The following is an 11,270-nucleotide window of genomic DNA, read 5'->3' as shown; positions in this document are numbered from 1 at the left end:
GTCGTCAGTCGTCGGATCCCGGTTCAGCCCAGCTGGGCGAGGCCCTCGGTGGCGATCCGTTCGAACACGGTGAGGTCGTTCTCGAAGATCGAGTCCGGGATCGGCCAGTGGATCACCAGCTCGGTGATGCCCACCTCCCGGTAGGTGCCCGCCCAGTCGACGAAGGCGTCCACCGACTGCAGCGGCTTCTCCGCCGTCGACCCCTGGAGCAGCACCTTCTCCAGCGTCCCGGCGTCCCGCCCGACGGCCTCGCAGGCCGCCGTCAGCTTCCCGATCTGCGCGGCGACCACGCCGGGCGCCTCCGCCACCGGCACGTCCGCCGGGCCCTTCGGGTCGCCGTACGTCACCCAGCCCTGCCCGTGCTCGGCGGCCAGCCGCATCCCGCGCGGGCCGGCGGCGGCCACGTAGAACGGCACCCGCGGGGTCTGCACGCAGCCCGGGATGTTCCGCGCCTCGACCGCCGAGTAGTACGTCCCCTCACGGGTCGTGGCGTCGTTGGTCAGCAGCTCGTCCAGCAGCGGCACGAACTCCCCGAACCGGTCCGCCCGCTCCTTCGGCGACCACGCCTCCTGGCCCAGCGCCGTCGCGTCGAAGCCCGTCCCGCCGGCCCCGATGCCCAGCGTGACCCGCCCGCCGGACACGTCGTCCAGCGTGATCAGCTCCTTCGCCAGCGTCACCGGGTGCCGGAAGTTCGGCGAGGTGACCAGCGTGCCGAGGCGCAGCCGCTCGGTGGCGCAGGCGGCCGCCGTCAGCGTCGGCAGCGAGCCGAACCAGGGCTCGTCCTGGAAGGACCGCCAGGAGAGGTGGTCGTAGGTGTACGCGGTGTGGAAGCCGAGTTCCTCGGCCCGCCGCCAGGTCTTCTGCCCCTCGCTCCACCGGTGGACGGGGAGGATCACGGTGCTCAGTCGCATGCCCCCGACCCTACGTCCGCGCGGCGCGGTCACGGGTGCGGGCGGGTGCGCTGGGCGGGGAGGGACGGGGCGGAGGTGCGGCGGGCGAGGTCGGCGAGGGTGTGGAAGAGGACGTCGCCGAGCAGGACCGGGTCGCGCGAGGCTTCGGGTGCCCGCGGCGCTTCGGTGGCCTGCGGGTCGCGGGTGTCGGGGCGGGCGGTCGGGGGCGGCTGGTCACGGAGCTGGCGTGTGGGCATGGCTCTTCCTGCCGACGGGGTTGCCGTGGGCAGTCATGCCCGCCGTGGTCGGCCGAACACCCCGGGTACGGGCGGATCGGCCGGAAACGGCGCATGAAGGGCTTGATCACTGCGGGGGCGTCCGGAGGCCGCGGACCCGGGCCGGTGCCCCGGCCGCGCCGATGGGCGAAGATGGACCGGTGACCGAATCCCGCACCGCGCCCCGCCTCATCGCCACCGACCTGGACGGCACCCTGCTCTGCTCCGGCGGCACCGTCACCGACCGCACCGCCGCGGCGCTGGCGGCGGCCGAGGCGGCCGGGGTGCGGGTGGTGTTCGTGACCGGGCGGCCGCCGCGCTGGATGCGGCAGGTGAGCCCGCACATCGGCGGCCACGGGGTGGCGATCTGCTCCAACGGCGGCGCGGTGGTGGACGTGCGGCGCGGCGAGCTGCTGGAGACCTTCCCGCTGCCGGTGGAGACCACCCTGGCGGTGGTCGAGACGCTGCGGGCCGCGCTGCCCGGCACCGCGTTCGCCTTCGAGTACCCGGGCGGCTGGGCCCGCGAGGCCGGCTACGCGGTGCCGATGTGGGGCGACGAGATGGAGCACGAGGTCGGCCCGGCGGAGGAGCTGCTGGGGGCCGGCGGGTCGGTCCGGGGCCTGTTCAAGCTGCTGGCCAAGCACCCGGACCTCGACCCGGACAAGTTCCTCGCCGAGGCCAGGGCGGCGGCCGGGCACCTGGCCGAGATCACCCGCTCCGCGTCGATCCCGCTGCTGGAGATCAGCGCGCCCGGCGTCACCAAGGCCAGCACGCTGGCCCGCTGGTGCGCCGGGCACGGGATCGACCGGAGCGAGGTGGTGGCCTTCGGCGACATGCCGAACGACCTGGAGATGCTGGCCTGGGCCGGCACCGCGTACGCCGTCGCCAACGCGCACCCGCAGGTGCTGGCGGCGGTGCCGCTGCACACCGTGAGCAACGAGCAGGACGGCGTCGCGGCGGTGCTGGAGGAGCTGCTCGGGCTCGGCTGAACCCGGGGCTCCTCCAGCCGGTCGGTGCTCAGCCGAAGCGGCCGTTGACGTAGTCCGAGGTCCGCTGGTCGCGCGGGCTGCCGAAGATCTGCCCGGTCGGCCCGGCCTCGACGATCCGCCCCGGGGTGTCGTGGGTGGCCAGGAAGAACGCGCAGGTCTGCGAGACGCGCTGGGCCTGCTGCATGTTGTGGGTGACGATCACGATGGTGAGCCGCCCGCGCAGTTCGGCGATGGTCTCCTCGACCCGGCGGGTGGAGGTCGGGTCGAGCGCGGAGCACGGCTCGTCCATCAGCAGGATGTCCGGCGAGACGGCCAACGACCGTGCGATGCACAGGCGTTGCTGCTGGCCGCCGGAGAGCGCCCCGCCCGGGGTGTGCAGCCGGGTGGACACCTCGTCCCAGAGCCCGGCCCGGCGCAGGCTGGTCTCCACCAGGTGCTGGCGCTCCTCCTTGGAGACCTTGATCCCGGCCAGCTTGAGCCCGCTGGAGACGTTGTCCTGGATGGACATCGCCGGGAACGGGTTGGGCCGCTGGAACACCATGCCGATCCGGCGCCGCACCTCGGCGGGCCGGCGGCCGGGCCGGTAGACGTCGTCGCCGTCCAGCAGCACCTCGCCGGCGAGGGCGGCGCCGCGCACCATCTCGTGCATCCGGTTGAGGATCCGCAGGTAGGTGGACTTGCCGCAGCCGGACGGGCCGATCAGCGCGGTGACCTCGCCGGCCGGCATCGCCAGCGAGACCCGCTCCAGCACCTTGCGGCTGCCGAACCAGGCGGAGACCTCCCGGGTCTCCAGCCCGGCGAGCGGCCCGCCGTCGGGGTGGCCGTCCGCGTCCTGCCCGTACGGCTGGTCCGCGTACGGGTCGGGGGCGACCGGGGGGAGGGTGATGGTGTCGGCGACCGGGTCGGTCGGTGAGAACTCGGCCTGCGGGGTGTCGGTCAGTGGTGCGTCGGTCATCGGAACGGTCCTCCGGGCGCGCGTCAGTAGAGGTTGGGCAGCAGGGCGGCGGCGTTCTCGTAGACCGCCCAGAGCAGCGCGCCGACCACCGGCGCGAGGCTCAGGTAGGCGGCCGAGCGCCGCCAGTACCGGGCCAGCACCAGGGCGCCGGCCACCGCGCCGAGCAGGCCGAGCGACCAGAGCTGGAGGGTGGCCAGCGCGCCCTTGTCCGCGGCCAGCGCCTTGTCGTACGGGACGGTGGCGGGCCGGCGGCCGGGGTTCTGCTCCGGGTCGCCGTCCAGCCGGGCGCCGATCAGCACGGTGGAGCCGGGGATCCAGTCGGAGTCGCCGGTGACCAGCACCATCCGGTTGCCGGCCGCCGGGTCGACGATCGGGTGGTCGCCGTCGCCGTACACGTTGACGGTGTAGCTGAACTTGCCCTGGCCGGTGGTGGTCTCGATCTTGTCGCCGACCCGCAGCTTGGACAGGTCGGCGAACGGCGCGCCGAAGGTGGCGCCGCGGCCGAAGAGCACGGTGACCCCGCGCTGGCCGGGCAGCGCGGTGTCCCGGCGGTGGCCGGGGCCGCGCATCAGGTCCCGGCCGGTGGTGCCCTCGACCACCACGGCCTGGTGCAGGCCGATCGCCGGGATGTCCAGCAGCGCCACCGGGGCGCCGTCGGCGGCCGCGCCGGTCGGGGCGACCGCCCGGGCCAGCTGGTCGCGGAAGGTCTTGTACCCGGTGGACTGGTAGTGCCGCTGCTGGACGTGCGACAGCGTGAACAGGTACCCGACGAAGCCGAGCACCAGCGCGGCCGCCAGGCTGACCGCCCAGGCGCCCTGGAGGAACCGCCGCCGCCCGGGGGAGACGGCGGGCCGGACCGGGGCGTCGGACGCGGCGGGGGCGGCGGGGGCGGCCGGCTGCGCCGGGGCGCTCCGCTCGACCGGCTTCTCCAGCACCGGGGCCGTCACGAGGTGCCGCCCGAGCCGTTGCGGCGGCGCAGCAGACGGCGGCCGAGCAGCGGCGGGACGAGCACCACGGCGAGCAGTTCCAGCGCGGTGAGGGAGGACAGCATCCAGTCCTCGGGCTTGCCGCTGATCTCGACCACGTTGGCGGCCACCTCGGTGGCGGCGCCGCCGCGGCCGCGGGCGACCACCTGGCCGGTCTGCGGGTCGATCACGTCCTCGGTGCCGTCACCGGCGCCGGGCGCGTTCGGGTCGCCGCCGGCCGCTCCGGCGGCGTTCGGGTCGCCGGCACCGCCGGCCGTACCCGCGCCGCCGGTGCCGCCCGCCGCACCGCCGGTACCGGTGCCCCCGGTGCCACCGGACCCGCCGGTGCCGCCGGAGCCGCCCGCCGCACCGCCGGAGCCGCCGGCCGCGCCGCCGGAACCGCCCGAGCCGGAGCCGGTCTTGACGGGCTGGCCGTCCTTCACGGTGCAGTCCAGCGGGCTGCCCGCCTTGTCGCAGGGGCTCGGCATCGGGGCGTTCTTGAGGACGGTCAGCTCCCCGGCCGAGTTGAAGGTCGGGTTGGCGCAGTTGGCGAGGGTGTCGGGGTCGACCGGGCTGGCGTTGCCGGGGATGTTCCTGGTCTGCAGCAGACCGCCCTTGACCAGGCCGCGCGGGATCGGCGAGTAGCCGAGGTCGTCCGCCTTGCCCTGGCCCTCGCACAGCACGTAGGAGAGGAAGCGGCTGAGCGCGGAGCCCTTGTCGTTGTTGAAGCGCGGCGGCGGGGGTGCCGAGGCTCCGGCGCGCGGCACGATCAGGTAGCTGTAGCTGGAGATCGGGTAGGCGCGCGGGTCGTCCATGGTGTAGACGCCGTCGAGGTTCTGCTGCAGGTAGTTCGGGTCGTTCGCGGGGGTGCCGTCGTCCACGCCGCGGATCTTGGCGGCGGTGAGCGCGACGGCGACGTTGGAGGCGGTCGGCAGCGAGTAGTAGCCGGCCTGGTTGAGCACCTTCACGACCGGCCAGTTGCTGCGCTTGGCGAAGGCGTACTCGTCGTAGCCGATGGTGCCGACATTGGTCGGGGACTTGATGTAGCCGGCCACCACGTCGGAGCCGTTCTGCGCGGTCATCCGGCCGGAGGGCGGGAAGAACTCGGTGTAGTCACCGCAGCTCACGCCGTTGACGGACTTGCAGTAGGCGTCCCACTGGTCCTTGTGGGTGTGCTCCATCCAGCGGGTGAACTGCGCGGTGGCGCCGGAGCCGTCGGAGCGGACCACCGGGGTGATCGGCAGGCTGGGCAGCGGCTTGCCGTAGTCGTTGGTGATCTTCGGGTCGTTCCAGTTGGTGATCTTGTTGGTGAAGATGTCCACGACGGTCTGCGGGGAGAGCCGCAGGTCGCGGACCTGCTTGCCGCCGACCACCAGGTTGTACATGAAGGTGGTGCCGCCCGCGGTGATCGGGACGTAGGAGAAGCCCCAGGTCGGCTTCTCCGCGCTTCCGGTCCCGGACGCCTGGCCGCCCTGCCCCACCCCGCTGTCCTGCCCCGAGCGGAACGGCACGTCCGAGGCCGTGAAGTCGTCCTGCCCGTTCGACCAGGCGGTGCGGCCGGCCGCGGAGCCGACCGGGCTGAAGTTGATCTGGATGCCCTGCGGGGAGACGTCCTGCCGCCACTGGTCGATGGCAGGACCGGCCCAACTGGAGCCGTCCGCGCTCAGCGAGACGGAGGCCGCGAACGCCGGGGACTGCCCCAGCAGCGGGGAGGCCGCCGCGAGCATCAGGGACATCGTCCCCGCCAGCAGCCGGGCCACGGAGCGACTGAGGCCCCTGGACATGTGAACTCCTCTGGTACGGAGGGTGGTTGGTCTGGACATCAGTGCTTCGCCTGCGAGTGGAGGGCGTACGGACGGGCGATGCCCCCGAGGGCGGCCGCCTCCTGGCGGCGGGCCTCCCGGTTGATCCGGCGCTTCTGGGCCCGGGTCAGCTGCCCGGGACGGCGGCCGCCGAGCATGCGCGCGGTGACGAAGAGGATCAGCACCACGGCCATCAGGGTCAGGCCGGCCGCGAAGCCGCGCGCGATCATCCCGTCGTACGGCTGCTTGACGTAGTTCCAGATGTACAGCGGCAGCGACACCTGCTGCGCGTCGAACGGGCTGGCGTTGAACCGCGGGGTGAAGCCGGAGGTGAGCAGCACCGGCGAGGTCTCGCCGACGCCGCGCGCCATGCCGAGCACCACCGCGGTCACCAGACCGGGCCGGGCGGTCGGCAGCACCACGTTCCACACCGTGCGCCACTGGCTGCCGCCGAGCGCGTAGGAGGCCTCTCGCAGGGTGCCGGGCACCAGCCGGATGACCACCTCGGCGGCCCGGGTGACGATCGGCATCATCATCACGGTGAGCGCGAGCGAGGCCGCGAAGCCGCTCTTCTCGAAGCCGAAGGTGAGGATCACGATGCCGTAGACGAACAGGCCGGCCACGATGGACGGCAGCGCCGTCATCGCCTCGACCAGGGTGCGCACCGGGCGGGCCGCCCGGCCGCCGACCTCGGACATGAAGACGGCCGCGGCGATGCCCAGCGGAACGGCGAACAGGGAGGCCAGGCCCAGCTGTTCGAGCGAACCGACGATCGCGTTGAGCGCGCCGCCGGAGGTGAGCGGGTCGAGCGGGCCGGTGCGCTCCATCGACTCGGTGAAGAAGTTGAGGTGCTGGGCCGCCTCCCAGCCCCGGCTGGCGACGTAGCCGATCTGGTCGGCGGTCAGCGCGACCACCAGCAGCCCGGAGCTCCAGGCGACCACGGCGACCAGCCGGTCCCGCACCATCATCGGGTTCCACTGGAGCCGGCCGAGCAGGTAGTAGCCGGCCAGGAAGAGCAGGTACCAGCAGAGCAGGAAGCCGAAGGCGCCGCTGAACGGCAGCACCCGCTCGTAGAGCACCCAGTCCAGCGCGAGCGAGCCGACCGCCGCACCCGCCACGGTGAGGACGTCGTCGCGGGTGACGCCGCCGATCCGCAGCTTCTTCTCGGGGCCCGGGGTCCCGGCCCCGGCGGGCCCGGGGGGCCCGGGGGGCGAGGGCTCGCCGGCGGGCCCGGACGCCGCGACCGGCGGCAGGTCGAGCGTGGTCATCGGATGGTCCCTTCACGGTGCGGACGGCTGCGTGCCCTGTGGGCGGACTGACGGTCGGTCATGCTCAGTCCGCCGTCGCGGCGCCGGAGCGCGAGCGGTTGATGACGATCCCGGCCAGCACGTTGACCAGCAGGGTGAGCGCGAACAGCACCAGGCCGGCGGCCATCAGCGCGGAGAGCGACAGCGCGTCCGACTCGCCGAAGCGCAGCGCGATCAGCGCGGAGATCGAGTTGGCGCCGTTCTCCAGGATGTGGGTGATGGCCTTGAAGTTCGGCGAGATGATCAGCGCGACGGCGATCGTCTCGCCCATCGCCCGGCCGAAGCCCAGCATCACCGCGCCGATGACCCCGCCCTTGCCGAACGGCAGGACGACCGCGCGGACCATCCCCCACCGGGTCGAGCCGAGCGCGTACGCGCCCTCCCGCTCGCCCTGCGGGGCCTGGGAGAACACCTCCCGGCTGAGCGAGGTCACGATCGGGATGATCATCAGGGAGACCACCACGCCGGCGATGAAGGTCGACGAGGTGTACGAGGTGCCGATGTCGCCGGTCCGCACCTTGAGGAAGGGGATGTACTCCCCCAGGTGGTTGGCCAGCCAGCGGACGAAGCCGATGATCCGCGGCTGCAGGAAGAACAGGCCCCACAGGCCGTAGACGATGCTGGGGATGGCCGCCATCAGGTCGATCAGCGAGACCAGGGCGGCCCGCAGCCGCACCGGGGCGTACTCGGAGATGAAGATCGCGGTGCCGATCGCCACCGGGACGGCGATGACCAGCGCGATCACCGCGATCAGCAGACCGTTGGGCAGGACGGCGGCGATGCCGAAGTTGTGGGCGGCGGTCTGCCACTTCTGCTCGGTCAGGAAGGACAGGCCGACGGCGCGCAGCGCGTCGGAGCCGCGCAGGATCAGGAAGAAGGCGATCAGTCCCATGATCGCGAAGACCGAGAAGCCGGCCAGCCGCAGCACGCCGCGGAACACCCGGTCGCCCGGGGTCGCGGGGGAGGTGATCGTGCGGGGCACGTCCTGGTCGGGCCCGTGGTCGGGTTGGCGTGGTGCCCCGGCGTACGGTGCCGCGGGCTCGGCGGCGGATGTCATGGTGTGCTCTCCGTGCTCGGGAACGGGCGTGCTCGGTGAGGGACCGGGGCGCTGCCTCGGCGGGAGGGAAAGCGCTCGGCGGGGCCGGAACGGCGGCCCCGCCGAGCGCGGGTTCCTACTTGCGGCGCAGTCGCGACCACTGGGCGCGGGCGCCGGTCAGCACCTTCGCCCCGGCCGGGGTACCGCCCAGGACCAGCGCGGCCGGTCCTCCGACCAGCAGCACCAGGCCGGCGATCAGCGCGACGGGCAGCAGCAGGCGGGCGGTGCCGGGACGGTCGGGCACCGGGGTGCCGACCGGGGCCGCGGCGATCGCGTTGCCGGAGGGCGCGGCGCCCGCGCCGGGCTTGGCGCCGCCGGCCGCGCCGGGAGCCGCGGCACCGCCGGCCGTGCCGGTCCCGGTGGAGCCGGTGCCGGAGAGGCCGCCGCCGGACAGGCCGTCGGAGGAGCCGAAGCCGGTGCCGCCGGAGTTGCCGTCGGCGGTGGTGCCGCCGGTGCCGGAGCTGCTCACCGGGGTGGTGCCGTCGCCCGTGCCGCCGGAGCCGGAGGAACCGTTGCCGCTCTCCGGAGTGCCCGGCTCGCCGCCGGGCGGAGGGGCGGTCTGGTTGCCGGGCAGCTTGCCGTCCTGGGCCGCGACGTGCTGCACGGCCTCCTGGGCCTGCTGCCGCTGGGCGCCGGTCAGCGCGAGGTAGCCCTGGGCGAGCTGCCCCGGCGCGAGGCCGTAGGTCTGGCCGTCGGTGGTCACGGTCTTGAGGAACTGCGAGATCGACGCGGCCTTCTCGGCGGGCACGCCGCCGGTCGGCACCATCGCGTACTGCACCGCGGTCAGCGGGTACGCCCGCTGGTCACGCGAGAACGCGGTGTCCGGCGTGCCGTAGGGCAGCTGCTGGACCCCGGTGGCGGCGTCGGTCGGCATGTCGCCGACGGCGGCCTGGAAGCCGGCCGTGCCGGGCGACACGAAGGAGCCGGCCGGGTTGAGCAGCGAGGCCTCGGGGAGCGAGAACGCCTTGGCCTGGCCGGTGTCCATGATGGCGAGCAGCGACCGCTGGCCGGGGATCTGCGTGGCACAGGCCTTGTGGCTGCCGTCCGACTCGGTGTTCGGCTGCTGGCAGTTCGGCTGGTACTGCATCAGGTTGCGCGCGACCCGCCCGAGACCGTCGAGCGAGGGGTTCCACTCGTACTGCTTCCAGTGCTTGAAGTCGACTCCGGCACTGCCCTGCGCGGGCCCGGAGTAGTCCTGGACCTGGAACGCCTCCGCCGGGTAGCCGGCGAACTTCGGCTTCAGGTAGAAGCTGTCGACGCGCATGCCCCACTGGTCCGGCTCACCGTCGAGGAAGCGGCTCGCGTCCGGATCTGCGGCGAACCACGAGGTCAGCTGGTAGGTGAAGTCGGTGGTGCCGCCGGGGACACCGGGGTAGATCGTCAGGGTGCCGCCGCAACTCGTCGGCCAGTGGATCCCGTTGGCCGCCGTCTCCGGGTTCAGCTGCTTGAACTCGGGGTCGGTGAACAGGCAGTTCGGGTTGCCGGCCACCGAGGGGATGCTCGTCCCCGGCGAGGCGTAGGACTGGGTGAGCAGCTTGGCGACCAGCCGGGCGTTCAGCTTCATGTCGCGGATCTGCCGCCCGGTCTTCGGGTCGTCGATCAGGTACGTGACCGAGATGCCGGTCGTCGCGAGCGGGGCGTAGACGTACGGACGGGTGGGCGGCGAGCGGTCGGGCCGCGCCGTCAGCGCGACCTCCGTGCTGCTGCTGCCCCCCAGGAACGCGGCACGGGCCTGCGGCTCACCACCGGAGGGGACGTAGCCCACGGTCATCGGCGAGTCGCCCAGGCACAGGCCGGCCCGCCACTGCTGCATGGCCCGGTTGGCCATCTCCAGACCGGCGGCACCGAAGGCCTGGTTGCTCACCGTGCAGGAGTCCGCCGTGGGCGCGAAGGACAGCGGGACCACCGTCCGGTGCTGCCAGGCGCACTGCTCGCTGGTCCGGTTGCCCGTCTTCCAGTTCTGGTTGCCGGGGGTCATGATCCCGTCGGCGGCGGTGTAGGCGTCCGGGTCGGCGTCCAGGTCGTGGAACTCGCAGTCGGCCTTGCCGTCGAGGACCTGGAAGAGGTCCAGCGGGTCGCCGCCGTAGTTCGGCTCGACCACCAGGGAACAGGGGTGGGTCGCGTCACAGCCGAGCGTGGAGCTCTCCTTCGCGCTCCACACCTCGATCGAGGCGGCGCCCGAGCCGTCCGGACCGGTGGAGGCGATCACCTGGTTGGTGGGCCACTCCGGCACCTCCGTGCGCGTCGGCCGGGGCGGCTGCTCGAAGCCCTTCGTCCGGTCGCCGCCGTAGAGGGTGCTGCCGTAACAGTCCGTCACTGCCGGGTCGGTGCCCCGGCACTGGTAGATCCGCACCGCGTAGAGGATGTGGGTCGACAGCGACTGTGCCGTCGGCGCGGGATCGTTGGACCCCAGGTAGACCGTCGGGGTGAAGCCGCTCCAGGACACCTGGAGGACCTGGTTGGTCAGGTTGGCCGTCTGGGAGACGGTCACGCTTCCCGGCTGGCCGTACTGCTTGGTGGCCGGAAGCCAGACCTTCGGGCCCGGGACGGTCACCGCCGAGTCGGCGTGCGCCTGTGGCGCCGCGCCCAACCCGATCGGAATGACGGCGAGCGCCGCCACCACGGCCTTGGCGAGGACCAGGGCCGGTAGTCGACGGCGCCACCTCCCTGGGCCTCTCGGGTCGGGTACGCGGTTTCTCATGGCGAGGCCTCCGGGAGATGCGGGCCGCCGGGGGAGGCGGCACGAGGGCGTCGATCGCGCTGGGGACGGACGGTTCCGTGCGTACTATTCGGCCAGTCGGACATGGCGGGATCCGGTCGACCAGATGTACGAGACCACAACGCGACGACTCCGTACCGGAGTTGGGAACTCCGCAAGCGGCGGGGGCCCCCCCCGGGGCGGGGGCCCCCCCCCGGGGGGGGGTAACCGGGGGGCGGGTACGGGGGGGTGGGTTGGGCCGGGGGTGTGGCACCCCCGGGGAGGCGAGGTTT

General features: G+C 73.4%; 9 protein-coding genes. 1 reads left to right on the top strand and 8 read right to left on the bottom strand.

Annotated features, from left to right (window positions below):
- Nucleotides 1–23: 23 nt before the first annotated feature.
- Both ACFVXH_RS27585 and ACFVXH_RS27580 read right to left on the bottom strand, forming a co-directional pair.
- Nucleotides 24–911: an LLM class flavin-dependent oxidoreductase gene (locus tag ACFVXH_RS27585; protein ID WP_074002014.1), complete on the bottom strand. Its 888-nt coding sequence runs from the start codon at nt 909–911 to the stop codon at nt 24–26.
- 29 nt (nt 912–940) lie between these two features.
- Nucleotides 941–1,147, bottom strand: a complete 207-nt coding sequence (locus ACFVXH_RS27580) for a hypothetical protein (protein WP_380780131.1) — start codon at nt 1,145–1,147, stop codon at nt 941–943.
- A 161-nt stretch (nt 1,148–1,308) separates the two neighbouring features.
- On the opposite strand from ACFVXH_RS27580, the gene ACFVXH_RS27575 reads away from it, so the two are divergent.
- A complete protein-coding gene (locus ACFVXH_RS27575) occupies nt 1,309–2,154 on the top strand; it encodes an HAD family hydrolase (RefSeq protein ID WP_074002012.1) in 846 nt (281 codons plus the stop codon).
- Between the two features lie 28 nt (nt 2,155–2,182).
- Here ACFVXH_RS27575 and ACFVXH_RS27570 read toward each other — a convergent pair whose 3' ends face one another.
- The 6 genes from ACFVXH_RS27570 to ACFVXH_RS27545 form a co-directional block, all read right to left on the bottom strand.
- The gene (locus ACFVXH_RS27570) at nt 2,183–3,109 is read right to left on the bottom strand and encodes a phosphate ABC transporter ATP-binding protein (RefSeq protein ID WP_079272019.1); all 927 of its coding nucleotides are present in this window, start codon (nt 3,107–3,109) and stop codon (nt 2,183–2,185) included.
- Nucleotides 3,110–3,132: 23 nt separating this feature from the next.
- Nucleotides 3,133–4,056, bottom strand: coding sequence for a sortase (locus ACFVXH_RS27565; RefSeq protein WP_380744332.1), 924 nt, complete (start codon nt 4,054–4,056; stop codon nt 3,133–3,135).
- Entirely contained in the window at nt 4,053–5,858 is a 1,806-nt protein-coding gene (locus ACFVXH_RS27560; protein ID WP_380744330.1) for a phosphate ABC transporter substrate-binding protein PstS, read from the bottom strand. The genes ACFVXH_RS27565 and ACFVXH_RS27560 overlap by 4 nt, the downstream gene beginning before the upstream one ends.
- A 38-nt stretch (nt 5,859–5,896) precedes the next feature.
- On the bottom strand, nt 5,897–7,144 hold the full coding sequence (gene pstA, locus ACFVXH_RS27555) for a phosphate ABC transporter permease PstA (protein ID WP_387828173.1): 1,248 nt from the start codon (nt 7,142–7,144) through the stop codon (nt 5,897–5,899).
- Between the two features lie 64 nt (nt 7,145–7,208).
- A complete protein-coding gene (pstC, locus tag ACFVXH_RS27550; RefSeq protein WP_049661130.1) occupies nt 7,209–8,240 on the bottom strand; it encodes a phosphate ABC transporter permease subunit PstC in 1,032 nt (343 codons plus the stop codon).
- Nucleotides 8,241–8,355: 115 nt separating this feature from the next.
- Nucleotides 8,356–10,980, bottom strand: coding sequence for a hypothetical protein (locus ACFVXH_RS27545; RefSeq protein ID WP_387828170.1), 2,625 nt, complete (start codon nt 10,978–10,980; stop codon nt 8,356–8,358).
- Nucleotides 10,981–11,270 lie beyond the last annotated feature (290 nt).

Source organism: Kitasatospora sp. NPDC058184 (assembly GCF_042883725.1).
Taxonomy (GTDB): domain Bacteria; phylum Actinomycetota; class Actinomycetes; order Streptomycetales; family Streptomycetaceae; genus Kitasatospora.
This window is presented reverse-complemented; position numbering and strand designations above follow the sequence as displayed.

What these genes read in the sequence shown, in the direction of transcription:
- ACFVXH_RS27585 (WP_074002014.1), bottom strand. Translation starts at nt 911, where the DNA reads ATGCGACTGAGCACCGTGATCCTCCCCGTCCACCGGTGGAGCGAGGGG.
- ACFVXH_RS27580 (WP_380780131.1), bottom strand. Translation starts at nt 1,147, where the DNA reads ATGCCCACACGCCAGCTCCGTGACCAGCCGCCCCCGACCGCCCGCCCC.
- ACFVXH_RS27575 (WP_074002012.1), top strand. Translation starts at nt 1,309, where the DNA reads ATGGGCGAAGATGGACCGGTGACCGAATCCCGCACCGCGCCCCGCCTC.
- ACFVXH_RS27570 (WP_079272019.1), bottom strand. Translation starts at nt 3,109, where the DNA reads ATGACCGACGCACCACTGACCGACACCCCGCAGGCCGAGTTCTCACCG.
- ACFVXH_RS27560 (WP_380744330.1), bottom strand. Translation starts at nt 5,858, where the DNA reads ATGTCCAGGGGCCTCAGTCGCTCCGTGGCCCGGCTGCTGGCGGGGACG.
- pstA (WP_387828173.1), bottom strand. Translation starts at nt 7,144, where the DNA reads ATGACCACGCTCGACCTGCCGCCGGTCGCGGCGTCCGGGCCCGCCGGC.
- pstC (WP_049661130.1), bottom strand. Translation starts at nt 8,240, where the DNA reads ATGACATCCGCCGCCGAGCCCGCGGCACCGTACGCCGGGGCACCACGC.
- ACFVXH_RS27545 (WP_387828170.1), bottom strand. Translation starts at nt 10,980, where the DNA reads ATGAGAAACCGCGTACCCGACCCGAGAGGCCCAGGGAGGTGGCGCCGT.